Origin of the sequence: Rosistilla ulvae (genome assembly GCF_007741475.1) — a bacterium.
GTDB classification, from domain to species: Bacteria; Planctomycetota; Planctomycetia; order Pirellulales; family Pirellulaceae; genus Rosistilla; species Rosistilla ulvae.
In genome coordinates this window covers 5,162,807-5,187,834 of the sequence record NZ_CP036261.1, presented here as the reverse complement: position 1 = coordinate 5,187,834, position 25,028 = coordinate 5,162,807, and the positions used below count along the sequence as shown (strand labels likewise).

The 25,028-nt window shown below is 58.7% G+C and carries 21 protein-coding genes; 10 read left to right on the top strand and 11 right to left on the bottom strand.

Annotation, left to right across the window (positions count from 1 at the left end):
- Positions 1 to 8: 8 nt before the first annotated feature.
- The 5 genes from EC9_RS18265 (at position 9) to EC9_RS18245 (ending at position 8,691) form a co-directional block, all read left to right on the top strand.
- Complete coding sequence (locus tag EC9_RS18265; protein ID WP_145347456.1) at positions 9 to 2,243, top strand: bifunctional 2-methylcitrate dehydratase/aconitate hydratase; 2,235 nt, start codon at positions 9 to 11, stop codon at positions 2,241 to 2,243.
- Positions 2,244 to 2,253: 10 nt separating this feature from the next.
- Positions 2,254 to 3,849 (top strand): acyl-CoA carboxylase subunit beta, encoded by a 1,596-nt coding sequence (locus tag EC9_RS18260; RefSeq protein WP_145347454.1) that lies wholly within the window; start codon positions 2,254 to 2,256, stop codon positions 3,847 to 3,849.
- A gap of 464 nt (positions 3,850 to 4,313) precedes the next feature.
- Positions 4,314 to 6,164 carry an acyclic terpene utilization AtuA family protein gene (locus EC9_RS18255; protein ID WP_145347452.1) on the top strand — a complete coding sequence of 617 codons (1,851 nt, stop codon included), beginning with the start codon at positions 4,314 to 4,316 and terminating at the stop codon, positions 6,162 to 6,164.
- A gap of 8 nt (positions 6,165 to 6,172) precedes the next feature.
- The gene (locus tag EC9_RS18250) at positions 6,173 to 6,943 is read left to right on the top strand and encodes an enoyl-CoA hydratase/isomerase family protein (RefSeq protein WP_145347450.1); all 771 of its coding nucleotides are present in this window, start codon (positions 6,173 to 6,175) and stop codon (positions 6,941 to 6,943) included.
- The gene (locus EC9_RS18245) at positions 6,928 to 8,691 is read left to right on the top strand and encodes an acyl-CoA dehydrogenase family protein (protein ID WP_145347448.1); all 1,764 of its coding nucleotides are present in this window, start codon (positions 6,928 to 6,930) and stop codon (positions 8,689 to 8,691) included. Before EC9_RS18250 ends, EC9_RS18245 begins: the two co-directional genes overlap by 16 nt.
- Positions 8,692 to 8,812: 121 nt before the next feature.
- On the opposite strand, the gene EC9_RS18240 is transcribed toward EC9_RS18245, so the two are convergent.
- A complete protein-coding gene (locus tag EC9_RS18240) occupies positions 8,813 to 9,103 on the bottom strand; it encodes a type II toxin-antitoxin system RelE/ParE family toxin (RefSeq protein WP_145347446.1) in 291 nt (96 codons plus the stop codon).
- Entirely contained in the window at positions 9,100 to 9,327 is a 228-nt protein-coding gene (locus tag EC9_RS18235; RefSeq protein WP_145347444.1) for an addiction module protein, read from the bottom strand. Before EC9_RS18235 ends, EC9_RS18240 begins: the two co-directional genes overlap by 4 nt.
- A 331-nt stretch (positions 9,328 to 9,658) precedes the next feature.
- On the opposite strand from EC9_RS18235, the gene EC9_RS18230 reads away from it, so the two are divergent.
- The gene (locus tag EC9_RS18230) at positions 9,659 to 9,901 is read left to right on the top strand and encodes a ribbon-helix-helix domain-containing protein (protein ID WP_145347442.1); all 243 of its coding nucleotides are present in this window, start codon (positions 9,659 to 9,661) and stop codon (positions 9,899 to 9,901) included.
- A gap of 30 nt (positions 9,902 to 9,931) precedes the next feature.
- Positions 9,932 to 10,174, top strand: coding sequence for a type II toxin-antitoxin system RelE/ParE family toxin (locus tag EC9_RS27030; protein WP_315852294.1), 243 nt, complete (start codon positions 9,932 to 9,934; stop codon positions 10,172 to 10,174).
- A gap of 43 nt (positions 10,175 to 10,217) precedes the next feature.
- On the opposite strand, the gene EC9_RS18220 is transcribed toward EC9_RS27030, so the two are convergent.
- Complete coding sequence (locus EC9_RS18220; protein ID WP_145347440.1) at positions 10,218 to 11,918, bottom strand: AMP-binding protein; 1,701 nt, start codon at positions 11,916 to 11,918, stop codon at positions 10,218 to 10,220.
- Between the two features lie 149 nt (positions 11,919 to 12,067).
- Between EC9_RS18220 and EC9_RS18215 the strand changes: the two genes are divergently transcribed.
- Both EC9_RS18215 and EC9_RS18210 read left to right on the top strand, forming a co-directional pair.
- Positions 12,068 to 13,243 (top strand): thiolase family protein, encoded by a 1,176-nt coding sequence (locus EC9_RS18215; RefSeq protein ID WP_145347438.1) that lies wholly within the window; start codon positions 12,068 to 12,070, stop codon positions 13,241 to 13,243.
- Positions 13,244 to 13,307: 64 nt separating this feature from the next.
- The gene (locus EC9_RS18210) at positions 13,308 to 14,162 is read left to right on the top strand and encodes an MBL fold metallo-hydrolase (protein WP_145347436.1); all 855 of its coding nucleotides are present in this window, start codon (positions 13,308 to 13,310) and stop codon (positions 14,160 to 14,162) included.
- Positions 14,163 to 14,165: 3 nt separating this feature from the next.
- Here the strand turns inward: EC9_RS18210 and EC9_RS18205 are convergent, their stop codons facing one another.
- The 6 genes from EC9_RS18205 to EC9_RS18180 form a co-directional block, all read right to left on the bottom strand.
- Entirely contained in the window at positions 14,166 to 15,005 is an 840-nt protein-coding gene (locus EC9_RS18205) for a S1 family peptidase (RefSeq protein WP_145347434.1), read from the bottom strand.
- An 85-nt stretch (positions 15,006 to 15,090) separates the two neighbouring features.
- The gene (locus tag EC9_RS18200; RefSeq protein WP_145347432.1) at positions 15,091 to 15,693 is read right to left on the bottom strand and encodes a GNAT family N-acetyltransferase; all 603 of its coding nucleotides are present in this window, start codon (positions 15,691 to 15,693) and stop codon (positions 15,091 to 15,093) included.
- A 42-nt stretch (positions 15,694 to 15,735) separates the two neighbouring features.
- Entirely contained in the window at positions 15,736 to 16,050 is a 315-nt protein-coding gene (locus EC9_RS18195; RefSeq protein WP_145347430.1) for a type II toxin-antitoxin system RelE/ParE family toxin, read from the bottom strand.
- A 9-nt stretch (positions 16,051 to 16,059) separates the two neighbouring features.
- Positions 16,060 to 16,302 carry a ribbon-helix-helix domain-containing protein gene (locus tag EC9_RS18190; protein ID WP_145347428.1) on the bottom strand — a complete coding sequence of 81 codons (243 nt, stop codon included), beginning with the start codon at positions 16,300 to 16,302 and terminating at the stop codon, positions 16,060 to 16,062.
- A 168-nt stretch (positions 16,303 to 16,470) separates the two neighbouring features.
- Entirely contained in the window at positions 16,471 to 17,895 is a 1,425-nt protein-coding gene (locus EC9_RS18185) for a DUF1501 domain-containing protein (RefSeq protein WP_145347426.1), read from the bottom strand.
- A 12-nt stretch (positions 17,896 to 17,907) separates the two neighbouring features.
- The gene (locus EC9_RS18180) at positions 17,908 to 20,538 is read right to left on the bottom strand and encodes a PSD1 and planctomycete cytochrome C domain-containing protein (RefSeq protein ID WP_145347424.1); all 2,631 of its coding nucleotides are present in this window, start codon (positions 20,536 to 20,538) and stop codon (positions 17,908 to 17,910) included.
- 1,025 nt (positions 20,539 to 21,563) lie between these two features.
- Between EC9_RS18180 and EC9_RS18175 the strand changes: the two genes are divergently transcribed.
- Positions 21,564 to 22,484, top strand: a complete 921-nt coding sequence (locus EC9_RS18175) for a CHAD domain-containing protein (RefSeq protein WP_145347422.1) — start codon at positions 21,564 to 21,566, stop codon at positions 22,482 to 22,484.
- 27 nt (positions 22,485 to 22,511) lie between these two features.
- Here EC9_RS18175 and EC9_RS18170 read toward each other — a convergent pair whose 3' ends face one another.
- Together EC9_RS18170 and EC9_RS18165 are read right to left on the bottom strand one after the other, a co-directional pair.
- Positions 22,512 to 23,828 (bottom strand): beta-ketoacyl-[acyl-carrier-protein] synthase family protein, encoded by a 1,317-nt coding sequence (locus tag EC9_RS18170; RefSeq protein WP_246105759.1) that lies wholly within the window; start codon positions 23,826 to 23,828, stop codon positions 22,512 to 22,514.
- A complete protein-coding gene (locus tag EC9_RS18165) occupies positions 23,825 to 24,961 on the bottom strand; it encodes a beta-ketoacyl synthase N-terminal-like domain-containing protein (protein WP_145347420.1) in 1,137 nt (378 codons plus the stop codon). The genes EC9_RS18170 and EC9_RS18165 overlap by 4 nt, the downstream gene beginning before the upstream one ends.
- Positions 24,962 to 25,028 lie beyond the last annotated feature (67 nt).

Genomic DNA, 25,028 nt, shown 5'->3' with positions numbered 1-25,028 from the left:
ATTCCGCAATGCCGCACGATAGTCTTCGCAATGAGATTCCTTCACTCGCCCAACGATTGGGCCGCGGCGATCGATCGGCACTTGCGCGGCTGTTGTCTTTGGCCTGCAAGCAGGAGCATCGATCGACGATTGCGGCGGCGATACGCCAGCAGGATGCGCATGCGTCGCCGCGCGATGCGGAGGTGATCGCGTTGACCGGCAGTGGCGGGGTGGGGAAGAGCAGTCTGCTGGGATTGTTGGTCGGCGATTATGTCGATCGTGGAGCCATAGTCGGCGTGTTGGCTTGCGATCCAGAGAGTCCGATCAGCGGCGGCGCGGTGTTGGGAGACCGTTGCCGGATCGCGACTGGATCGGCGACCGAGCGGTTGTTCGTTCGCAGCCTTTCCACGATGTCGGGGCAGCAAGGGGTTGCCCCTTCGGTCGCGCTGTCGCTGCGAATCATGAAGGCCTTCGGATTCGATCGAATCTTTGTGGAGACCGTTGGCGTCGGGCAAGGGGATGTTGCGATCCGCGATCTTGTCGACGTCGTCGTCCTGACGCTGCAACCGCAGACCGGCGACGATTTGCAGTGGGAGAAGGCGGGATTGTTGGAAGTCGCCGACGTCGTGGTTGTCAACAAATCGGACCTGCCTGGGGCCGATGCGACCGTCGCCGATCTGCGACAGCAATTGACGAACGCCGAAGCGGAATCGGTCGCGATCGTGCAGACGTCGGTCGTGGATCGGACCGGGATCGAAACACTTGCCGCAGCGATCGACACCGCGTTGCGATCGCGTCGCGACGCTCGCTCTAAGAACGCACCCACTGCGAAACCGCTTTCGATCGCATCGGGCAATTCACCGCAGACCGATCCGTTGTTGGAACAGATCGCCGATTATGTCTGCGCCCCGGCGAACTTCAGCGACGAAGCTTGGGCGACGGCGCGGCTGTGTCTCTTCGATAGCCTCGGTTGCGGATTGTTAGCACTCAACCATCCGCAGTGCACCCGTTTGTTGGGCCCCGTCGTTCCCGGAGCGACGCTCGAAAACGGAACGCGTGTTCCCGGAACCGACTATCGTTTGGATCCGGTCGCGGCGGCTTGGAACATCGGATGCATGATCCGCTGGCTCGATTTCAACGACACCTGGCTGGCGGCCGAATGGGGCCATCCCTCCGACAATTTGGGCGGCATCTTGGCGGTCGCGGACTACCAAGCTCGGCAAGGCAATCCGCTGACGGTCCGCGACGTCATGGCTGCTGCGATCAAGGCCTATGAAATTCAGGGGATCTTGGCGCTGGAGAACTCGTTCAATCGAGTCGGCTTGGATCATGTGCTGTTGGTTCGGATCGCGACCGCCGCCGTGGCGACTCAATTGTTGGGCGGCACGCGGCAGCAGGTGATCGATGCTGTCAGCAACGCCTGGGTCGATGGCGGGGCGCTGCGATGCTACCGCCACGCACCCAATACCGGTTCGCGGAAGAGTTGGGCGGCGGGGGATGCGACGCGGCGTGGCGTGCAGTTAGCGCTTTGGAGCGTCGCCGGTGAGCGAGGTTATGCCACCGCACTGTCGGCGCCGCAGTGGGGATTTGAAGACGTCTTGTTCGGCGGACAATCGATCGGGTTGGCGCGACCGCTGGGATGTTACGTGATGGAGAACGTGTTGTTTAAAGTCGCGTTTCCGGCGGAGTTCCATGCGCAGACGGCTGCCGAAGCGGCGATCGCATTGTCGCGACAACTCGGATCGCGAGCGGATTCGATCCAGCGGATCCGGATCGAGACGCAGGAATCGGCGATCCGGATCATCGATAAGGTTGGCCCGCTGCATAATCCGGCCGATCGCGATCATTGTTTGCAGTACATCGTGGCGGTCGCGCTTCTGAAAGGAAGTTTGACGGCGGAGGACTACGAATCGGAATCCGCATCGGATCCGCGGATCGATCGCCTGCGCTTGCGGATGGAAGTTGTCGAAGATCGGCAGTACTCGCGCGACTACCTGGATCCCGACAAGCGTTCGATCGCCAATGCGGTCCAGTTGTTTTATGCCGACGGTTCGGCCAGCCAGCGCGTTGCCGTCGAATATCCGTTGGGGCATCGCCGCCGCCGCGACGAAGCGAAACCGCTGCTGCGAGAAAAGTTTATCCGCAACGCGGCATCGCGTTTCAGCCCGCAGCGCGTCGAGTTATTGCAGCATTGTTTTGACGATGCCGGACTGGACGCATTGTCGATCGATCAATTCATCGATCGTTTTGTGGAAACCTTGTGAGAGACCTCGGATGACAAGCTTGAGAGAACTCACCGAACGCATCGCTTGCCAAGAGCTGACGCTCCGCGAAGGCGGCGGTGCCGAGGGACAGCAGCGACAGTTGCGGCACGGTCGATTGCCGGTCCGTCAGCGGTTGGAATTGTTGTTGGATCCTGGTCGTCCTTTCCTGGAGCTGGGACTCTGGGCGGCGCACGGTATGTACTCGGAATGGGGCGGCGTTCCGGCAGCGGGCATCGTCACGGGTATTGGTTTCGTTCAAGGACGCGGTTGTCTGATCGCCGCCAACGACGCAACGGTCAAAGCGGGAGCGATGTTTCCGCAATCGGTTAAGAAGCTGTTGCGAGCTCAGAAGATCGCCTATCAATTCCGCATGCCGGTGATCTATCTTGTCGATTCAGCCGGCGTCTTCTTGCCGCTGCAGGATGAGATCTTTCCCGACGAAGATGACTTCGGACGGATCTTCCGCAACAACGCAGTCCTCTCGGCGGCGGGAGTGATTCAATACGCGGCGGTGATGGGAAACTGCGTCGCCGGCGGAGCGTATCTTCCCGTTCTGTGCGACAAGCTGTTGATGACCGATGGCAGCCAGATGTGTCTGGCGGGCCCTGCGCTTGTGAAAGCGGCGATCGGTCAAACCGCCGATCCCGAGCAACTCGGCGGCGCGTCGATGCATGCTGCGATCAGCGGCACCGTCGACTTTCACGAACCGGACGATCCCGCTTGTTTGAACCGCTTGCGGTCGCTTGTCGATCTGCTGCCGATCGGTCGGTCGCGCTCAAGTGACATTTGTGACGTGGAGCCGGAGCGAAACTGCGATTCGGTCTACGACATTGTTTCGGCCGACGGGCGGCAAGAGTACGACGTCCGCGACGTGTTGCGATGCATTGTCGACGGCGATTCGCTGCAAGAATACAAAGCCGAATTTGGGCAGACGATTGTGGCGGCGTTCGCTCGGATCGGCGGGCATCCGATCGGAATCGTTGCCAATCAAAAAAAGAGGTGCCGGGCGGCCGGAGGTGAACTTCAAGTCGGGGGCGTGATCTATCCCGACGCCGCCGATAAGGCCGCTCGGTTCGTGATGGACTGCAATCAGATGCGAGTTCCGATCGTCTTCGTTCAAGACGTGCAAGGCTTCATGGTTGGCAAACAGGCAGAGCAGGCGGGGATCATCCGCGCCGGGGCCAAGCTGGTCAATGTGATCAGCAATTCGATCGTTCCCAAGTTGACAGTGATCATCGGCGGATCGTTTGGTGCGGGGCATTATGCGATGTGTGGAAAAGCGTACGACCCGGCGCTGATCCTAGCCTGGCCTTCGGCAAAGTACGCAGTGATGGGAGGCAACCAAGCGGCCGATACGCTGCTGCAACTGCAATTGCGCGAAGCCCAACGCAGCGGTCGATCGCTTGCCGAAGGGGAAGTTGACGCGCTGCGAGATTCGATCCGCCAGCGATATCAAGAACAGACCGACATCCGCTACGGCGCAGCGCGCGGTTGGGTCGACGCGATCATCCCGCCGCACGAAACGCGACTCTGGTTGCAGACGGCGCTCGATCTGTTGCCGGGCACCGATCAACAAAATTTCAGAACGGGAGTGTTGCAGGTTTAGAGCTTGAACTTTGTGTGAACCAAAGAAGAATGTTCCGCCCTCCGGGCTTTGGGGCATAGGACGCTGCCAGTTCCCGGTGGTTTACACCACCGGCATTAGATTTGTCGCCCTACCGGGCTGAAGAGAGATGGGAAGGAGGTTGTTTGCAAACCAGGCCGATAGGCCGACACAACAACTGCCGGGGTCGTGAGGCCCCGGAAAGAAAGAGCAACAGAGCGGCAAGGCCGATAGGCCGACACAAGGCTCGAGCCCTATACCGCCCTCCGGGCTTTGCCGCGTAGGGCACTGCCAGTTCCCGGTGGTTCACACCACCGGCATTAGATTTGTCGCCCTACCGGGCTGAAGAAAGTGGGGAAATCAGTCAACTGCACACCAGGCCGGTAGGCCGACACAACAACTGCCGGGGTCGTAAGGCCCCGAGACGAGCGGCAAACCGGAAGACAACCACGAGGCAATAACCCATCATGTCGTGTTCGATTCGAATCGGAAATGCTCAAGCGTTTTGGGGTGATCGTACGGCTGCGGCTGCTGAAATGTTGAACCTGGAACCCGAGCTGGATTACCTGACGTTCGACTATCTTGCCGAGGTCTCGATGTCGATCCTGGCGATGCAGCGACAGCTGGACCCTGAACTGGGATACGCTCGCGATTTTGTGGATGTCATCCGTTCGTTGGCTCCCTATTGGGCGGCGGGAGGCAGTTGCCGAGTGCTTGCCAATGCGGGCGGACTAAATCCGGCGGCCTGTGCGAATGCCTGTCGCCAGGCGTTAGAGGCGGCGGGGTGTCCATCGCTGCGGATCGGGATCGTCAGCGGCGACGATGTCGTCGACGAACTGCGATCGGCAGCTGCCGCGGCGGAATTCAAAAACCTTGACGACGGCGAATCGCTGGCCGGAAACGTCGATCGGATCGTAACGGCCAACGCCTATCTTGGAGCCGCTCCGATCGCCCGAGCATTGGCCGAAGGAGCACAGATTGTGATCACTGGCCGCGTGGCGGATCCTTCGTTAGTTGTGGCGGCTTGTCTGCATCATTTTGGCTGGCAAGAGAGCGAACTGGATCGATTGGCCGGCGCGACAGTCGCTGGCCATCTGATTGAATGCGGAACTCAAGTGACCGGTGGGATCAGCACCGATTGGCTAAATGTTCCCGACCCAGCCAACATCGGCTTCCCGATTGTTGAGGTCGATGACTCGGGAAACTGTATCGTCAGCAAACCGCACGGCACGGGAGGGTGCGTGACGGCGGCGACGGTTCGCGAGCAATTGGTCTACGAAATCGGCGATCCACGCGAGTACCGAAGTCCCGACGTTTGTGTTTCGTTTGATTCGCTTCGCGTCGAAGACTTGGGATCCAATCGGGTGCGAGTCTCCGGTGCGGTTGGTCATCCGCGACCCGAACAATATAAGGTCAGTGCAACGCTCCGCGACGGCTATCGCGCGGCGGGGACACTGGTGATCGTCGGTCGCGATGCGGTCCGCAAAGCGAATCGATGTGGCGAGATGGTTTTGCAACGCGTCTGCGAAGCGGGATTCCAAATCCGCGACAGCGTGATCGAATGTCTGGGGAGCGGTGCTTGTTCCGGAAGCGTTTTATGCCAAGACAGCGATGGCGATCCGGATGTCTTTGGCGAAGTCGTTCTGCGGATCGCAATCGAATCGGAAACGCAAGCTGCGGCCGAGCGGTTCGCTCGCGAATTGATGCCATTGATTACCGCTGGACCACAAGGGACAACGGGGTACGCCGAAGGACGTCCTCGCGTTCGACCGGTGATCCGATATTGGCCCTGTTTGATCTGTCGCAACCGCGTCACGCCATGTGTCGACACGATCCAAACCGAGGACACCTTTTCGGACGACCGACCGCCGAGTGCTTCCGCAACGCAGGCGAAGACGATGTTGGTACAAGGGGGGATCGCCAGTCAATACTGCGAAGGTGAATCGAAATCGGAAATGACAACCGGCATGGACGCACTAACAACATACGCATCGCGGTTGGGATCGATCGCGTTTGCACGCAGCGGCGACAAGGGGACATCGGCCAATATCGGAGTCTTGTTGCGATCCGATGACGATTGGGGATTTCTGCAAGCTTGGTTGACGGCTGATCGCGTGGCAACGTTCTTGCAACCGCTAGGTGTCCAATCAGTTGAGCGCTACGAACTGAAGAATCTCGGCGCACTGAATTTTGTCATCCGTGGTATCTTACAGAATCGGCTGCGTAGCGACGCACAAGGGAAAACGCTGGGGCAATTGCTGCTTGAAATACCGTTTCCCGCGGAACGTGGACGTACAATAGAAACTGAACAAAAGTGAGAACCGTGATGGAAGAATGGATCCTTGTCGAATCGATCGAACCAGGAATCGAATCGATCGTGCTGAACCGCCCCAGCCGCCGCAATGCGCTCAGCATCAAACTGTTGGATCAATTGTCTGCCGCATTGCAACGGATCGAATCGGATCGCGCCAACCGCGTGGTGATCTTGCGAGCTGCCGGTCCGGTCTTCTCCGCTGGGCTCGATCTTCGCGAAGCTGCCGATCTCGCGCTTGTTGAACGATCGGCGGCGGCGGTGGAAGGAGCGCTGCGACAGCTGCGCGAGACATCGTTGATCGTGATCGCGGCGGTTCAAGGTGGCGCGTTTGCCGGCGGAGCGGGATTGATGGCAGCATGCGATCTGGTGATCGCCGCGGAGGATGCCAAGTTTGGATTCCCGGAAGCGCGACGTGGTCTGTTGCCCGCATTGATCTGCGATGTGCTGCGCCACAAAGTGCGCGAGGGTGACTTGCGGGAATTGTTTCTATTGGGCGAACCGATCGATGCCGCGCGGGCGCAGCAGGTTGGGTTGGTGCAGCGGATCGTTGCGGCTGCTCAGTTGCGTGCCGCTGCGGTAGAGGCCGCTCACGCCGTGATCGCTGGCGGTCCCGAGACGATTCGCCAGACCAAGCTGCTGATCAACGAGACCTTTGCCGTTCCGAAAACGAATGCTTCGGAGGACAGCATCAAAAAACATCTGGCAGCTCGTCACAGCGCCGAGGCGCATGAAGGGCTAGCCGCGTTTATTGAGAAGCGAGATCCAAAATGGGAAGCCATGTAACCGAAGCGTCGGCGGAACGCCTGGAACAGCGAGCCGAACAGATCCGCCAAGCCGAAGAACTACTGGGCTCGCTGCCGCAAACGATCGGATTGGCCAAGGGATTGTTTGCCGGCCAGTTGATCGCCGATTGGGTCTTTCCCTATCCACAACTGTCGACCAATCAGAAAGCGGACACCGACGCGGCGGTTGCCGAATTGGAGGCGTTCTGCGATCGGAATCTCGATCCGGTGCGGATCGATCGCGAAGCGGACATCCCGTGCGAATTGATCGATGGATTGGGGCAGTTTGGATTGTTGGGGATGACAGCTCCCGCGGAATTTGGTGGCCGCGGGTATTCACAAATGGCCTATTGCCGGTTGTTGGAAGTGATCGGCAGCCGTTGTAGTTCGACGGCGATCTTCGTCAACGCGCATCATTCGATAGGGATGCGGGGGCTGTTGCTGTTTGGCAGCGAATCGCAGCGGCAACGTTGGTTGCCCGATTTAGTCAGCGGAAAGAAGCTGGCTGCGTTTGCGTTGACCGAACCCGAAGCCGGTTCCGATGCAGCGAACGTGCAAACGATGGCGGTGCCCACGGCGGACGGCCAACATTTTGTGCTCAATGGACAGAAGCGATACATCACCAACGGAGCGATCGCGGATGTCTTGACGGTGATGGCGCGAACGCCGGTCGCCGAGAGCGATAAGACTGCGATCACTGCGTTTCTCGTTACGCCCGATATGCCGGGGTTCCAGGTGACCGAAGCGCGGATGGAAAAGCTGGGGATCCGTGGGACCGCGACGTCTCGGCTGGCCTTCGACAACATGCACGTGCCGCGAGAAAACATCTTGGGTCCGATCGGCAAGGGACTGAAGGTCGCGCTGACGGTACTCGATTTTGGCCGGACGACTTTTGGAGCTTGTTGCACCGGAGCGGCGAAGACTTGCTTGCAACTTGCGACCGACCACGCCCATAGTCGCCGGCAGTTTGGCCGCTCGCTGGCGGAGTTCGAACTGATGCAACAGAAGCTGGTCCGGATGGCGGCGTGGACCTATGCGATGGAAGCGATGACCACGGTCACGGCGGGGCTGATCGATCGCGGTTTGGAAGACTACATGCTGGAGACGGCGATTTTGAAAGTCTGGAGCACCGAGCGGTTGTGGACGATCGTCAACGACGCGTTTCAAATTCACGGCGGGGCTGCCTACTTCACCGATCAGCCTCTGGAACGGATGCTCCGCGACCATCGCATCAATCAGATCGGCGAAGGAGCTAACGAAGTGCTGATGTCGTTTATCGCGTTGACGGGAATGCGAGGACCGGGCTTGCAGATGCAAGCTGTCGCGTCGGCGTGGAAACATCCGTTGCGCCACGCCGGGTTGGTGTGCCGGTTTGCAACCGATGGAGCTCGCTTGCGGTGTTGTTCTCCCGTGGTCCCGCTGCGATCGCCGGAACTGCGACGGTACGGAAAGCAGCTGGGAAAACAGATCCGCCGCTTTGGGGCGACGGTGCAAAAGACGTTGGTCACGCATCGCGAAGAGGTGCTCGAACGCCAGTTGGTGTTGGAGCGAATCGCATGGATGGCGATGGAGTTGTTCGCCGCGGCGTCGACGCTGAGCCGATGGGACAGCGATCTTGTCGCCAACGATCACACGCACGACGCCGTCGCACGATGGTGTTTCGCTGATTCACATCGCCGCATCGAAGGATTGCAGCGAGCGATGCGTTGCAATGACGACGACCTGCTGAAGCTTGCGGCGAATGGGTAGACCACGGACCAACGGCGACATCGATTCGGCACTGGCTGCCATCGCTTGCAACAACGGCACGCCAGGTTGATCATCGCTCTTGAAGCTACCGATGAAATCAGCGTCAGTTAGTCTGCTTGCATTATCCGCGATGCTGAAGGACGGATTCGTTTTCGCCACTCGTAAACAGCCCAACGACGACGATCAGATTGTCGGCAATTCGAAAGTAAAGTACCGCGGTAAATCGCTTCAGCCGACAAGGTCGGTAACCGGTTTGATTCGGTGGGAACAAGTTTGGAGCTTTCTTGACGCGCTCAAGTGCTCGGAAGAACTCCAATTCAAATTGATCCCCCAATCCGAGCGATATCTTGTCGAACCATTCAATGCCTCGCAGCAAATCCGCCAGCGTGTCGCGGGTGAGCTTCGCGTTCATCGCCCGCGTGCCTCGCGAATTTGCTCGCGAAATTCGTCTTCTGTCAAAGCGGACGAAGGATCTGTTTGGTATTCCGACCAGCGACGATTTAGCTCCGCTTGTTGGGCTTCGGATAATTCCGTCCCCACATCGCGGGGCAATTGGTCCCAAATCGCCTGTACGATTCGAAGTTGGTCGCTTGGCGGCAAAGCTGCTAGGTCGTTGATCACTTGTTCTACGGTCATGGACTGTCCTCCGGTTCCACTAGTCTACCAGATTGCATATTGATTGCCGATGAGAAGAAGCTGAGACTCCAGGGCTATTTAGTGTTTGTGCTTAGGCAAATTAGTCGGCACGCGCTAGCGTCCGGTTTCACAGGAGAACCGGACGCTAGCGCGTGCCGGCTGATACCTCAAATTGACACACTGAATCACCCTGGCGGGATTGAGTTGTCAGTGGACGCCAGGGAAGCAAGCGAAGTATATTGGGGTAGAGTTTCCATTGTGAAACCTGCGTCTAGCGATAAAACCATGTTGGGCGACCGACGACAATCCGGAATCGAGCGGGAACAACGAGATGAGTACAGGCATTCCACAAGACATGGTGCCATTCGTTCAGCGGATGGTTGCTGGGCGTCGGTTTTTGAGTGAACAAGATGTGGTTGCCGAAGGCTTGCGTCTGCTTCAGGCTCGCGAGACCCTTCGTGACGAAGTTGCCAAGGGGTTTGCAAGTCTTGATGCGGGCGAAGGGGTGCCAGCGGATCAAGTGTATACAAGAGCTGAGAAACGAATCGCGGAAATCGAACGCGGAGAGCGCTAGTGCCCCAAGTCATTTTCGCACCTGAAGCGGATGACGATCTCGAAGCAATTGTGGACTACATTGCACGGGACAAACCGATGGCTGTTGGAGATTCTTAAGACGTGTGAAATGCTTGCGAACCAACCGGGTGTAGGAGAGGATCGCCAAGGTTTCGGTGTTGCAGGGTGCCGGTCTTATAGCGTTGGGCAGTATGTTGTGTTCTTCCGTGCGAGGGAGGATGGCATCGAGGTCTCGCGGGTGATTCACGGAAGCCGCGACATGACGAATCTCTAGGTCGCCCGCTATCGCCCGCGTGCCACGCGAATTTTCTGGGCGACTATGCGGTTTCGATATTCGCTTCGTCTTGCAGGCCCAGTTCCTCGATCGCTTGTTCGCGGATCTTAAACTTCTGGATCTTGCCGGTGACCGTGGTCGGGAACGCATCGACAAACTTCCAGTACCGCGGGACTTTGAAATGAGCCAGGCTGAGGCGACAAAAATCGCGGAGCTCCGTTTCGGTTGCCTGTTGGTCGCGTTTGAACTTGATCCAGGCGAGGATCTCTTCGCCGAAGCGGTGGTCGGGAACGCCGACGATTTGCACGTCTTCCACCGCCGGGTGTTCGTACAGCCGCTCTTCGATCTCGCGGGGATAGATGTTTTCGCCGCCGCGAATGATCATGTCGTTTAAACGGCCGGTGATTCGGTAGTAGCCATTGGGTTGTCGCATGCCGAGATCGCCGGTGTGCAGCCAGCCATCGCGATCGATCGCGGCGGCGGTTTTGTCGGGCTGGTGGTAATAACCGATCATCACTCCGTGGCCGCGGCCACAGAATTCGCCCTGTTGCCCATCGCCAAGTTCGGCGCCGGTATCGGGATCGACTATCTTGGCCTCAAATCCTGGCAGTGTCCGCCCGACCGTGCCGACTCGCAATTCGATCGGGTCGTCGGTTCGAGTTTGCGTGATCAACGGCGAGGCTTCGGTTTGACCGTATCCGATCGTGATCTCGCTGGCTCCCATGTCCTGCGTGACGCGCCGCATCAGTTCGATCGGACAGGGGCTGCCCGCCATGATCCCGGTCCGCAACGAAGAGAGATCGTGTTTGGAGAATACTGGATTTTCCAGTTGAGCTATAAACATCGTCGGCACGCCATAGATCGCTGTGCAACGCTGCGCCTCGATCGCCGCCAACGTCTCTCCGGCATGAAAACACTCCGACGGAAAGATCATTGCCGATCCGTGCACGATGCAGCACATCGTCCCTAGGACACATCCGAAACAATGGTACAGCGGCACTGGCAGGCAGACGCGGTCGTCGGGGCCCAACCGCTGCGATTGGCCGGCGTAGAAGGCGTTAAGCAGTACGTTTCGATGCGACAGCGTCGCCCCTTTGGGATGCCCGGTCGTGCCCGAAGTGAACTGGATGTTGATCGCACGGTTCGGATCCAAACGCTCGGCAACTTCGTCGACACAGGCTTGCGGGACCGAGACGGCACCCGACATGAGATCGTTCCACGACAATCCAAACGATGGTTGGCGACCGCGCATTTCGACGATCCACCGCAGACGCGGGAACGTTTGGCTGTGCAGATGTCCGGGCGTCGATGGGGCGAGATCGGGAGCGGCCTCGAGCAGCGTTTCCTGAAAATGAGTCGTCTTATAATGATCGATCAACGCCAAGCCGCGGACATCGGCTTGTTGGAGCACAAATTTCAGTTCGCCCGCCCGGTAGGATGGATTGATGTTGACCAACACGACGCCAATTCGAGCGGTGGCGAACTGCAGCAGAACCCACTCGGGAACGTTGGTCGCCCAGACTCCGAAGTGGTCGCCGGGGACAAAGCCCAGTGCCAGCAGGGCGCGGGCGACTAGATCGACCTCCCGGTCCAATTCGGACCAGCTGACCCGGACGTCCGGCCCGCAGAAGACAAACGCGTCGGCATCCGGGTATTGCCTCGCGGTTTCTCGCAACACTTGTCCGATCGTTAGCCCGTCGACCCACGGTGTCGGCGGAGCAACTGGCAATTGAGCAGTACTCATTTGTGAACTCCCGTCCGCGTGTACTTCTTCATTCTAGGGAATGTGATGGGGACGGTGCGATGAAAATCTTCGGGAATATTCCTCCGGGGAGATCTCGAAATCGCCTAAAATACAATGAAACCTGGGACGTTCTTGCGAAAGGTCATTCGATGTCGACAGCTTACATTTTGTCGGCGTGTCGCACGCCAATTGGTCGTTTTCAAGGAGACTTTGCTTCGATCGCGGCTCCCGAGTTGGCAGCGGTCGCGATTCGCGAAGCGATCCGGCGAACGGGATTGTTGGCCACAGAGTTCGACGAAGTGATTCTCGGACACGTTTTGTCGGCGGGCGTTGGGCAAGCACCGGCGCGTCAGGCGGCGCTGCGAGTGGGGCTGCCCACGACGGTTGCCGCTTGCACTGTTAATAAAGTCTGCGGGTCGGGCCTTAAAGCGGTGATGCTGGCCGACCAAGCGATCCGGGCCGGCGATGCGAAGCTCGTCGTCGCGGGAGGGATGGAGAACATGAGTCGCAGCGGTTGGCTGTTGCAACGTGGGCAGCGGGTGTTGGGAGATCAACAGTTGACCGACGGGATGCAGCACGATGGTTTGACGTGCGCTATGACAGGCGATTCGATGGGGACGATCGCCGACCATTTGGCCACTCTCGCCAACGTCTCCCGCGAGGCGCAAGACCGCTTTGCTTTGCAGAGTCATCGTCGCGCGATCGAGGCGATCGATGATGGTGCCTTTGCAGAGGAGATCGTTCCGGTTGCGGTGACGTCCAAATCGGGCACGGCAGAAATTTCATGCGACTCCGGTCCGCGGCGCGAGACGACGTTGGAGCAGCTGGCGGAACTGAGGCCGGTGTTCGGCAACAGCGGAACCGTGACTGCCGGGAACGCTTCGATGATCAGCGACGGCGCAGCGGTGGTTGTGCTGGCAGATTCCTCGGTCGTGCGGCGCAGCGGCATTCGACCGTTGTGCCGGATCGTGGCGACAGCGACTTCTGGAGGTGCTCCCGAAGATCTCTTTACCGCGCCGGTCGCTGCGATTCGGGAAGTTGTTCGCAAGGCGGGACATTCGCTACAGGACATCGATCTGTTCGAGATCAATGAAGCTTTTGCCGTGCAGATGATTGCCTGTATCGATCAGCTTGACATTCCTTCCTGCCGTGTCAACATTCACGGCGGAGCGATCGCGTTGGGGCATCCGATCGGTGCAAGCGGCACGCGGGTGCTTGTGACATTGTTGGGGGCGATGCAGCGTCACGGGAAACGACTGGGCGTTGCAGCGCTCTGCTTGGGAGGGGGCAACGCGGTGGCGATGCTTGTCGACCGAGAGATTTGAAATGAAGCAATTTGTGATTTCGAGCGGACCGTCTGAATAGGGTTCGTCGGCTAAGGTGAACTGAATGAAACGTTCGTGGATTCCCGTTGGAGAGCTACAATTATTGCCGGTCAGCGGCGGGCGATTGTGGATCGATGGTGGAAGCATGTTTGGCATGGTGCCGCGGATGATGTGGCAGCGGTTTGCCGAGCCCGACTCGCAACACCGGGTGCTGGTGGAAACGAACTGCTTCGTCGTGCGGACGCCGACTTCGCTGGGTATCATCGAAAGCGGATATGGGGGCAAGGCGGCGGCGAAGATTCGTCAGCGGATGAGCATGGAGGATGGGATGCCGCTGGTGCGGAATCTCGCCGAACATGGCATCGTGCCCGACCAAATCGATTGGGTGATCCTCTCGCACCTGCATTTCGATCATGTCGGCGGCTGTGTCGCTCGCGATGCCAGCGGTCGATTGGAGCCAGTCTTTCGCCGCGCCCGACATATCGTCCAGCAGACCGAATGGGCCGACGCGACGGGGGACATTCCCGAATTGGTTGGTTCGTATTTCGCCGACGACACTATCCCTTTAGCCGATGCTGGGTTGGTCGAACGGGTCGACGGCACGGCGGAGATCGTTCCCGGCGTGACGGTCACGCTGACCGGAGGTCATACGCGCGGGCATCAATCGATCGCGCTGCAATCGGGAGAAGCGTCGGCGATCTTCGCGGGAGATATCTGTCCGACGGCGGCTCATCTGCCGACCTTTTGGACACTTTCGTACGATCAGTTTCCGTTGACGGTTCGGCGGCTGAAAGCGAGCTTGTTCGATAACGTCATCCAGCACGATCGATTGCTGTTGTTTTCGCACGACCCGGTCACTCCAGCCGTCCGGTTAACGCGGTCCGCCGAAGGACAGGTTGTTGGGCACGCAGTCGGTTAGCGGCTATTCCGCTTGGAGTGCTGCTTCCTGCGGTTCGGCGGCTTCGGACGACTCTTCGTCGGATTCTTTTTCAGCGTCCTGCCCGGCTGGAGCTTTCGACGCCGCATCGATCGCTTCGCGGATCAGCCGAGCCGGCACCAGCTTCGCCAACTTCGCTCCCGTCTCATCGACGGCAACGGCGATGTACATACCAACGATCGCGATCTCGTCGGGCGACTGCATGAAGCTGAAGACGGGGCTGCCGCTGGTTCCCGAAGCGACGGTCGGAGTGGCATAGATGATCGGAACGACGCCCCAGTCACCTTTGGATTTAAGCTCGCGCGAAGCGATGTGCCCGCGAACAATTAAAGAACTGATCGGCGGCGTGGCGCCATAGGCCATCGGAAAGCCGGCGAAGACAATTTCGCTGGCTCGCGGTGGCGTTGAGGTCAGCAGCGCCGCGTAGGGAAGGGCGAGGTAGTTGAAATCGGCGATGTCGGACTTCGACGCTCGCGGGAACTGAAGCCGCGCGACCGCCAGATCGTTGTTCTTGAACTGAGTCCAAGGGTTGGTGTCGGCGGGGACGATTCCGCGCAGCTGCATCCATCGCGAGTCGCCATCCTCGCGGACGTACAGGATACGCGTGTCCCCTTTGGTTTCGTCCGCGGCATGATTGGCGGTTACCATAAAATAGGAATCGCCTTTGCGAATGAAAAAGGCCGTCGCATGCTTGTTGGTCGTCTTCTGTTTGGTCTGAATCGCGACGACCTTATCCCAATGTTTGGGTTCTTGTGCTTCTTCGCCTGCCAGATCGCAGGCGAACAGGCTGCAAGCGAGCAGGAGCATGAGGGCGTGAGATTTCATCGGAATCCATCGGACGGTGGGGAGCGAAAAGAAGTGGCATTGGCGATCGCGGTGGCGAGATTATAGAGCGTATCTCGGAGGTGAGTTAACCGCCGGCTTGCAGCTTGAATTCCAAGTGACTCTTCACCGCGGGCCATTCGTGCTGCAGGATCGAATAGACACAGGTGTCGCGGAGCGTGCCGTCGCGGTGACGTTGATGGCTGCGAAGAACGCCGTCTAGCTTGGCTCCCAACCGCTCGATCGCTCGACGGCTGGCAAGGTTCAGACTGGAGGTGCGATACTCGACAGCAATACACTGCAGCGTCTCAAACGCATGGCTCATCAGCAGCAGCTTGCACTGCGTGTTGAGCCCCGTCCGCTGGACCCGCTGGGCATACCAAGTCGACCCGATTTCGAGACGCCTATTTGCGGCGTCGATGTGCATGAAAGTCGTCATGCCGACGATGGTGTTGTTTGCATCGCGGACGACGAAGGGCAACATCGATCCGGACGCCTGCAGATTCAGACGCCGATCGATCTCGGCCATCATTGCGTCGGGCGTGGGGACGCTGGTGTACCACAGCTTCCAGAGCTGGCCATCCTCGACAGCGTCGGCTAGCGGAGCGTGGTGCTCACGCGACAGCGGTTCCAACGTCGCGAGCGGACCGCGAAGCGTCACGGGCTGCGGCCAAGGGAGTGGATCGTTCATCGAGTCTCCGTACGCTGTCGTGGTCTGTCGTATTGTCGGTCGCTAGGTTTTCGTTGCTTCTGCATTCATGTCCTGCCCACCGCGGAGAACTCTAACTACCTCGATTGAATCTTCTCGCTCCACGTAGAACACAACGTGGTTGGGGAAATCCTTTACCAACTTCGTTCTCATCCCTGCCAGATCGGGAACGCTGTTTACGAACGGTGCTCCGCTTTGGGGAAATAACGCCAAGCCTTTAATGGTTTGCTCAGCTCTCTCAACAAATCGCAACGCAGCATCCATGCTGCCATCCGCAACATACATCGCGTGCGATTCGACATCCTCGCTGGCTTTGGGACGCCGGATGATTGGTTTCAACTTCGCCACTCATTTGACGCTTCTAGCGATCACCCGTTCTTTGATTGCGTTCCACTCGGCATCGGTCCATGGTTTGGGATCACCGCTCGATATTCCTGCCATCAGTGCTTGTTCGGTTTCGCCTTGCTTCTCACTTGCTGCTGCAACTAACGCCGCGATGTATTCACCAGCCGTAGAATAACCGGCTCGCTCCGCTTCTTGGGAGACAAACGAAACTAAGTGCTCTGGCAATTCAACAGGGATGCTGGACATCGCAACTCTCGCTTTCTCAGTGATGGTTCACGACCGACAACATGCTTTTTGTGCGAAGCCCGTTCGGGGGCATCTTCGGCGTGTTTTCGACCGAGCCTACATTCTACGATCAAAAGTTGATTCAAACCATCTTCGCTTGAGTGGTGAAGGTGGCGTGAACACCCTCCGTTATGCGATCAGTTCGTCGACGACGCGGCCGTGCACATCGGTCAGCCGGAAATCGCGGCCGGCGTAGCGATAGGTCAGCTTTTTGTGATCGAACCCTAACAGATGCAACATGGTGGCGTGCAGGTCGTGTACGTGGACACGATCTTCCACGGCTTTGAAGCCAAATTCATCGGTGCTGCCGTGCACGTAGCCGCCTTTGACGCCGCCGCCCGCCATCCAGACGGTAAAGCCGTGGTGGTTGTGATCGCGGCCGTTCATCTTGCCTTGGTTGGTTCCTTCCTTGGGCATCTCGACGACGGGAGTCCGCCCAAATTCACCACCCCAGATGACAAGAGTATCCTTGAGCATGTCACGTTGTTTCAGATCGCGCAACAACGCGCCGATGGCTTGATCGCATTGGCCCGCCAAAACGCGGTGTCGCGTTTCCAAATCGTCGTGATTGTCCCATGGTTGCCCCGCGCCATGCCACAGTTGAACATAGCGAACTCCGCGTTCGACAAGCCGCCGGGCGATCAATGTCTGCCGCGCGTGGACGCCTTTACCGTACATGTCCAGGATATGCTTCGGTTCGCGATTGATGTCGAACGCTTCCGCCGCGTCGGACTGCATTCGATAGGCGAGTTCGAACGACTGGATTCGGCTCTCCAACTTCGGTTCGCTGGTCCGCGTCGATCGGTGGAGCCCGTTAAGCTGGTTCAGTAGATCGAGTTGTTGTCGTTGGTCGTCTCGAGAGACGCGGAAGTTGTTAATGTTTTCGATCAACTTCTCGATTCGTGTATTGTTCGAATCGACGTAGGTTCCTTGGTAGATGCCGGGCAGGAAGCCCGACTGCCAGTTCTGGGCCCCTTTGATCGGATAGCCGCCGGGGCACATCGAAACAAAGGCTGGCAGGTTCTGGTTTTCCGTGCCCAATCCGTAGGTCATCCACGATCCGACGCTGGGGCGAATCAAACGCGATTCGCCTGTGTTCATCAGCATCAACGACGGTTCATGGTTCGGGACGTTGGCGTGCATCGAGCGGATGACGGCGATGTCGTCGATCGATTTCGCGGTCTCCTTGAACAGCTCGCTGACCTCGATCCCGCTCTCGCCATACCGCTGGAATTTGAAGGGTGATCCCAACAAGGCACCGGTCGGGCGTTCGGTCTTCAGGTTGCCGCCGTCCAACGGTTGGCCGGAGCGCTTTTGCAGTTCGGGTTTCGGGTCGAACGTATCGACATGGCTGGGCCCACCGTTCATGAACAGATGGATCACCCGTTTCGCCTTCGCCGGAAACTGAGGCGGCTTGGGGAGCAGCGGATTGGCAACCGAATCAGCGACCGCTTCGCCATGCATCAGGTCGGCTAGTGCCAACGATGCGAAGCCCATTCCGCTGCGGCAAAGCAGTTCGCGACGCGAGAGTCCACAGTTGTTAAATGCATTCATCGTTGCGATCACTCAGTCAATAAAAGTTAGTTCGTTGCTAATCAGCAAGGCGTGGGCGAGTTGTTCGAAGCGAGTCAGCAGACGCGGCTGCTTGCCATCGGGGTTGCCGCTGAAGTCGGTTTTCGAATCGAAATCCGCGATCACGCCGCGATCGCTTTGGAAGCGGATTTGAATGGTCCATTGATACGAATCAAACGCCGTCGAGATGTTGTCTTCGGCGACGAAGTCGATCACTTGCCCTTCCTTTACTTGGACGACAAGCTCCCGCACCGATTGTTCGGAATTCATCAACAGCTCTTCGAACAGCACCTTGCCAGCGGAGGCGATCGACATCCGCACGCCATCCCCTTTGTCGCTGGGATGCTTCATCTCACATGAAATTGTGACCTCGCCGGTTTGCGGCGCGGTCCACCGCCGGACCGAAGCGAGTACGTCGCCGGGATGGCCTCCGGTCGGCGTCAACGATGTGTATTGAAGGTGCTCGTCCGGAATCTTCGGTCCACCGGCCCAGCGTCCCTTTTGGAAGTGGGGCAGGCGTTTGAAATCGGGGATGTGCGTTCGGGTTTCGTCAAAGTTGCCGTATCCGTAGTCCCACGCCGAGGCAGGCGAGACGGGGACGGTGGCTGGATCGATCGGAGATTGGCAGAACTCGATCGCATACCGCAGCTCTTCGGCCGTCGGTTGGCGTTTCAGCACTCGCAGGAACAAGGCGTTAATTTTTTGGTCGAGCGATTCGGCCGGCAGTCCCCGCGTCGCCACGTTGGCGACTTTGATGCTGGCATCCAGGATGAACGGGCTGTTCATCAGATACAGCGATTGTTGAGGAACCGTGGTGTAGTACCGCTGTGGTTCGTGCGCATCGGGGCTGGCGACATCGAAGACGCGGAACAAGGCGGGCAATTTCTGTCGATCGATGAAGGCGTAAACCGTTCGTCGCGATTGAGGTGAGCCATCGCTGATTACGACCGGTGCGCCCCCCTTTTGTAAATCAAGTTGACCGGCGGAGGCGAGGATTGTGTCGCGGAGCGATTCGAAATCGCGACGTCGTGCGATACCGCGAGCGAAGTACCAGTTGTCGGGATCGCGTTGGACGACCTCCGGAGCGACTTGGCTCGATTGTCGGTACAGATACGAGTTCGCAATCCGCCGGACCAAGTGTTTGATGCTGTCGCCCTGCTCAGCAAAATCGACGGCCAGATCATCCAAGACCGCCGCCTGCACTGGCAGTTCGGTTCGGACGCCGTAGTCGCTGGGCGTGCCGACGATCGGCTTACCCATCAGATGCATCCAGACACGATTGACGAGTACGCGTCGTGTGAGCGGATTGTTGTGGTCGACGATCGCTTGAGCGAGATCCAAGCGGCCGCTGCCGTGCGTAAACTTGGGAGGTTCGTCGCCATGCAGCGCGGTCAGGAAACGCCGCGGCGCGATCGGGCCGCGATTTCCACGCTGGCCGCGAACCCAGACCGGATGGTCGGTCGTCTTCTCTTTATCGAACAACGCCAGTTTCGATGGCAGGTCGTCGCGATACTCGCTGCTTTTCATCACGCCCACCAACGAGTAGTAATCCATCGTTGGAATCGGATCGAATTTATGGTCGTGGCAACGAGCGCACTGAACCGTCAGGCCCAGTAAGCCGCGGGTGACGACATCGATGCGGTCGTCGACGATGTCTTCGTTGCTCAAAAAGCGGCGACCGATCGTCAGGAAGCCCATCGCGTCGAGATCGCCCTGTTCGTTTTTGGGGTCGATCGTATCGGCGGCCAGTTGCAACGTGACCTGGCGATCGAACGGCATATCGTCGTTGTAAACGCGGATCAGCCAGTCGCGATAATTCTCGCTCTCCAACAATCGCGGTTCCCGCTTCGCCGGAGCGTAGCCAACGGTGTCGGCATAACGGGCGACGTCCATCCAGTGCCGCCCCCAACGCTCGCCATATTCGGGACGGGCCAAAAGGTTATCGACGACGCGGCGCGCGGCGTCGGGACGTTCCGAGGCAAGAAAGCTGTCGATCTCGTCGCGCGTCGGTGGCAGACCGATGAGATCGAAATAGACGCGTCGCAGCCAGGTTTCGCGATCGGTTGGTCCGCTCGATTCGATTCCTTCGCGAGCCATCCTGTCGAGGGCGACCGCATCGATCGGATCGTCGCTGCGAGGATCGATCTTGTCGACCGCGGCAGCTTGTTGCGGTGGTTGGAAAGCCCAGTGCTGACGCCAATCGATCTGTGGTTCTTCTGCGTCGGGCGTGTCGTCGACCCGTGGATCGTAGGCGCCGTTGGCGACCCATTTGCGAAGGATCTCGATTTCTTCGTCCTTCAACTTGCCTTCGGGAGGCATCTGCATCGACCCATCGTCGTACAGAACGGCTTTGACCAGCAGGCTTTTCGCCGAATCGCCGGCAACGATCGCGGCCCCTCGCGAACCCCCCTTGGCCAACGCCGCAGCCGAATCGACTCGCAAGCCGCCCTGCGCCTCATCGAACTCGCGCGAATGGCACTCATAGCAGCGTTCGATCAACAGCGGCCGGACCTTGCTTTCGAAGAAGGTCTCGGCGGCGGCAGTATCCTCGCCACGAGCTGCGTTGGTGGCCAAAAACGCTACCAAAAGTGCGATCTGAAACTGTATTGGGGGGCGTGTATGCATGAAGTGCTGGGCGAGCAAGTTGGCGGGGGCGTAAGTTGCCTTCGGACATTGTGAAGGCGTCCATTTTTACGCTCTCAGACATCGGGTGGGCAGTCCAAATTATACACCGACATCGATTTCTCGCCAGCGTTTGAGAGCCGACCAAATGCTTCAGCGACTTCCCACCAGCCCTCAATCCGGATAACTGCTAGTCGCTTTCGAAGCGACACGATCGCAAGCCAGTGGCTTGCGTTAGCTGGAACACCAACAACCGGCGGAATCTACCGGCATTTCCGCGGCCGCTAAAGAATTAGCGGAGCCTCGAATGATCGCAACGGCGCGATCGATCGCAACAATGCGGCGACGCGGCCGACCTGTTCGCGGGAGTTCGACCTGGCGACGCTTCCGCTGTTCAGTCGTGGCCGCAACGGGGGGGATTGCGAGTGTTCGACCTGCGGCGAATCGCAAATTGCTCCACAGTGACCGCAGCGGATTGCCGCATTGAGCAATTCGCTCGAAACGATCATTGGACGTCCACAAACCTTACAATTCTGGTGGTAGTAGAATTGTTCCATGATGATCTAGTGCCTCTCAAATCCGTGGTGAAAATGTACGAACTGCAGTGCAGTGCGGTGCAGGCTGATCCATTTGATGTAAGAGTATTTCCGTAAGATTGGTTGGTTTTGCCCCGCACTCCGGGTGCCGCGTAACGAGCTGGCAACCCTGAATACGGGGACAATTGTACAGATATTGTGCCTGTGTAAACTGGGGGGGTGGGTAGTTTGGCGATGTCTTCTTGAAATTTGCACAAAAGTGAATTTGCTGCACTTTCGCAAACGCTATCGCTGCGGGTGATTTGCGTTCGTATCGGTTGGTCAGGCGGAATTTTGAAGGTTTCGGTTGGCACAGGGCGTGCTGGCTGTTGTAGGCGAACTAGCCTTGCTCGTGGCTGAACCGACGTTATTTGCGGCTCGCCGTTGGTATTATGAAACCATGACGTTTGCGAGAATCTCTCGCGGCGCTATTTGACCTCAAGGATTTGGAACATGAAGATTCGGTTGCGTGTCGACGAGTCGGTGCAAGAGGGAATTCAGCGGATCGCCCGGACCTATCTCCAACGTTCGATCGACGACTTGTCCGATCCACAGCTCGATCGCGCCGAAGTCGTTCACGATGTCCGCAAGCGATGCAAGATGATTCGCGGGATGTTGCGGATGGTCAGGCCAGGGATCGGGGACGTGTACGATCGCGAGAACGCTTGGTTTCGCGATGCGTCACGCAAGCTGTCGGGCCTGCGCGATGCCGACGCGACGCTCGAGGCGTTCGACCTGCTGCGCCAGCACGGAGCTCAATCGCTGCCGCGGAAGTTCATGGACCGCGTGAACAAGGTGTTATCGAAACGAAGCGAAGTCGCCAGCACGGGGCCGTTGGATTGGCAGCCGTTCTTCGTCGAAGCGATTCAAGACATGCAAGCTGCTCTCGACCGAGTGCCCCAATGGACTTGTGCGGACGAGGGTTTTGCAGCGATCGGACCAGGGTTCGCCAAGACTTATCGTCGCGGCGCGAGGGCGATGCTGGCGGCTCGCAAGCAGCCGACCGACGAGCATCTACACGATTGGCGAAAGCATGCCAAGTATCAGTGGTATCAAGTCTTGATGTTGCGCGATCTCAGTAAATCGAAGTTGAGCATCCGTGCGAAACAGTTAAAACGCTTGACCGATCTATTGGGGGACGACCACGACCTGGTTGTCTTGCACCAATTGCTCGCGCAACATCCCGATTTCGAAAAGCTGCGCGGGGCCAACGCGTTTGAAAAACTGATGCGGTCGATCGATCGACGCCGTGCGAAATTGCAGAAACAGGCTCGCAAACTGGGCAAGCGGCTGTTCGCCACTTCGTCGAAGAAGTTCACCAATCGCTTGGAACAGGCTTGGGAAGCGTGGCGGAGCGTAGAACCTGTCGGATAGACGCACCGTTTGCCGCCATCAATCCCTTCAGGCGGCGTGCTGGCAACACGTTCGCGGTTCGCTTACTCGCGACACGATCAACGCCGCGTTTTGTCCACCAAAGCCAATGTTGTTGCTGAGGATATGTTGACATTGGACGTCGCGAGCCACGTTGGGCACGTAGTCCAGATCGCACGCCGGATCGGGATCGTCAAAATTGATCGTCGGTGGCAACGTGTTGGACTGCATCGCCAGCAGCGCGACAGCCAATTCGATCGCTCCGCACGCGGTGGTCGCATGCCCTAACATGCTCTTGCTGCTGGAGACCGGCACGTCATAGGCAGCCGATCCCAGGGCGGTCTTGATCGAATGAGTTTCGACCTTGTCGTTTAAGACGGTTCCGGTGCCGTGAGCGTTGATATAGCTGAGTTCTTGGCCGTCGATGCCGGCATCTTTTAACGCTCGCCGAATCGCTTGAACGCTGCCCCGTCCTTGGGGATGCGTGTCAGTCACGCGAAATGCATCTTGCGCCGATCCGTACCCGGTGACCTCGGCGTAGATGTGAGCTCCGCGGCGGCGCGCTTGTTCGTATTCTTCGGCGACAAAGACGGCGCCTCCCTCGCCGATCACAAACCCATCGCGGTTGCGATCAAATGGTCGCGATGCTTGCGTCGGTGAATCGTTGTGTTGACTGAGGGCCGAAAGACGGCTGAACCCCGTCACGCCCAATTCGTTGATGCAGCTGTGGGCTCCGCCGCACAACATCGTGTTGACCTCGCCACGCCGGATCATTCGAACCGCTTGTCCGATCGCCTGCGACGACGAGACACATGCCGCGATGCAGTTAACGCTGGGACCTTGCAGATTGAATCGTGCGGCGAGCGAGATCGCCGGCATCTTGGGATCGAATTGACGCTGCGATTGAGGATCGAACAGCCGCAGTGCGGTGTCGGTGAATGTTGCGGAGTTGAACTTCTGGTCGGCGATCGATTGCGAGATCGAACCGACAAGTGGAGCGAACGGCGTAAACGGCTCGCCGCAGCCGAGATAGACTCCCGACAGCAACGGATCGAAGCGGTCGAGTTCGATCCCTGAATCACGAACTGCGGAAATCCCGGCCGCCAGCGCAAAACTCGACTGACGCGGCGCGCCAGCCCATTGTCGCGGGTTTTCGCCAACACTCTCCAACGACCACGACGCCGGCACTTCCGCCGCGATGCGAACGGGAAAGTTGGAGGCATCAAACGTCGAAATCGGGCCGACTCCCGAACGACCCGACGTCAGGTTCTGCCAGAAGGTATCGAGTCGATGGCCCAGCGGCGTGACGACGCCCATTCCTGTGATCACTACACGGCGGTGCATCATGCGGCTCGCGACGATTGAAGATTGCGGATGGTCAAGCAGCTTGCCAGACCGTTGTGAGTAATGCCAATGTTGATCGCCGATCGCGTGGCGGAGGCGTCCGATGCGGCCAGTCGCTGTAGCGCGACGGCGAGGCCGATCGCGCCGCTTCCAGCGTCGACCTGGCCGATCCAATCGGCCAGGTTCAGCGAATCGGTCGGCCGCGATTCGAGTACGCGATCGATCGCGGCGGAACCGCGTTGGTCGTTGATGACAGTAAACTGAACGCCGCCGTTGTCCGATAGGTGCGACTGGGCTAACGATGCGCGAATCGCGTTGTTAGCCGCCTCGTCTGGCTTGGGGACCATCGTCGCGTCGATCACACAACTGCTGCCGATCCCCAACACCTCACCATAGATCGTCGCTCCCCGCTGTTGAGCTCTTTCGAGTCGTTCGATCACAAAAGCCGCGGCCCCTTCGGAACCGTCGGTTTCGCTAGCCCCGTCGATGCGGATCGTGGTCCCCGTGCTGCCGACGATCATCGCATCGGCTTCGTCGTCCAATAAATGGTACTTGGCTTCTTGGATGGCTAGGTTCGCCGACGCCTCTGCTTGGGTGATCGTGTTGTTGGGGCCGCGGTAATCGCAGCTGATTGCGATGTGGCAGGCTGGCATGTTCGGCAAGACTCGCAGCACCCACAGTGGATCCACGTGGGGGATGCCCAGCGAACCCCAGGCGGCTTCGATCATTTCGGGGGACGATTCGCCACAGGCTTGCACGCCGGCAACAAAATCCTCGGGGCGGACTTCGACATTGCCCGCTCCAAAACAAACGCCAACGCGATCGGGATCGTAGGCCGCGGCATCGAGATCGGAATCCTGGATCGCTTGAAAGGCTGCCGCCACGCCAAGTTGCGTTTCGCGATTCATCAGCTTCATCGATTTTCGCAGGCTGCGTTTGCGGTCGAGCGGCAGCGTGCCAAAGTCGTCGATCGAACCCGAATAGCTGTCGAGCAAGCCGGTAGTGGGGGCGGACGGAGGGGACGCGTGGGCATGGTCGAAGGCTGACCGCAGCGAGTCAAAGCCCGAGCCCCAAGGACTCAAGACGCCTACGCCTGTGATCACCACGCTGTCGTGTTTGGAGGAAAGATGGTGCATGGGGCTCCCTGCCCTCGGATCGTTCGGAATCCACGATACGCCGGAAACGGCTCCGCAAAGATAGTCG

Excerpts from the sequence above, each read along its gene's own strand:
- EC9_RS18165 (WP_145347420.1), bottom strand. The coding sequence starts at position 24,961 with ATGCACCATCTTTCCTCCAAACACGACAGCGTGGTGATCACAGGCGTA.
- EC9_RS18265 (WP_145347456.1), top strand. The coding sequence starts at position 9 with ATGCCGCACGATAGTCTTCGCAATGAGATTCCTTCACTCGCCCAACGA.
- EC9_RS18245 (WP_145347448.1), top strand. The coding sequence starts at position 6,928 with ATGGGAAGCCATGTAACCGAAGCGTCGGCGGAACGCCTGGAACAGCGA.
- EC9_RS18255 (WP_145347452.1), top strand. The coding sequence starts at position 4,314 with ATGTCGTGTTCGATTCGAATCGGAAATGCTCAAGCGTTTTGGGGTGAT.
- EC9_RS18175 (WP_145347422.1), top strand. The coding sequence starts at position 21,564 with ATGAAGATTCGGTTGCGTGTCGACGAGTCGGTGCAAGAGGGAATTCAG.
- EC9_RS18235 (WP_145347444.1), bottom strand. The coding sequence starts at position 9,327 with ATGACCGTAGAACAAGTGATCAACGACCTAGCAGCTTTGCCGCCAAGC.
- EC9_RS18215 (WP_145347438.1), top strand. The coding sequence starts at position 12,068 with ATGTCGACAGCTTACATTTTGTCGGCGTGTCGCACGCCAATTGGTCGT.
- EC9_RS18250 (WP_145347450.1), top strand. The coding sequence starts at position 6,173 with ATGGAAGAATGGATCCTTGTCGAATCGATCGAACCAGGAATCGAATCG.
- EC9_RS18230 (WP_145347442.1), top strand. The coding sequence starts at position 9,659 with ATGAGTACAGGCATTCCACAAGACATGGTGCCATTCGTTCAGCGGATG.
- EC9_RS18205 (WP_145347434.1), bottom strand. The coding sequence starts at position 15,005 with ATGAAATCTCACGCCCTCATGCTCCTGCTCGCTTGCAGCCTGTTCGCC.
- EC9_RS18220 (WP_145347440.1), bottom strand. The coding sequence starts at position 11,918 with ATGAGTACTGCTCAATTGCCAGTTGCTCCGCCGACACCGTGGGTCGAC.
- EC9_RS18210 (WP_145347436.1), top strand. The coding sequence starts at position 13,308 with ATGAAACGTTCGTGGATTCCCGTTGGAGAGCTACAATTATTGCCGGTC.
- EC9_RS18240 (WP_145347446.1), bottom strand. The coding sequence starts at position 9,103 with ATGAACGCGAAGCTCACCCGCGACACGCTGGCGGATTTGCTGCGAGGC.
- EC9_RS18260 (WP_145347454.1), top strand. The coding sequence starts at position 2,254 with ATGACAAGCTTGAGAGAACTCACCGAACGCATCGCTTGCCAAGAGCTG.
- EC9_RS18170 (WP_246105759.1), bottom strand. The coding sequence starts at position 23,828 with ATGATGCACCGCCGTGTAGTGATCACAGGAATGGGCGTCGTCACGCCG.
- EC9_RS27030 (WP_315852294.1), top strand. The coding sequence starts at position 9,932 with ATGACGATCTCGAAGCAATTGTGGACTACATTGCACGGGACAAACCGA.
- EC9_RS18185 (WP_145347426.1), bottom strand. The coding sequence starts at position 17,895 with ATGAATGCATTTAACAACTGTGGACTCTCGCGTCGCGAACTGCTTTGC.
- EC9_RS18190 (WP_145347428.1), bottom strand. The coding sequence starts at position 16,302 with ATGTCCAGCATCCCTGTTGAATTGCCAGAGCACTTAGTTTCGTTTGTC.
- EC9_RS18180 (WP_145347424.1), bottom strand. The coding sequence starts at position 20,538 with ATGCATACACGCCCCCCAATACAGTTTCAGATCGCACTTTTGGTAGCG.
- EC9_RS18200 (WP_145347432.1), bottom strand. The coding sequence starts at position 15,693 with ATGAACGATCCACTCCCTTGGCCGCAGCCCGTGACGCTTCGCGGTCCG.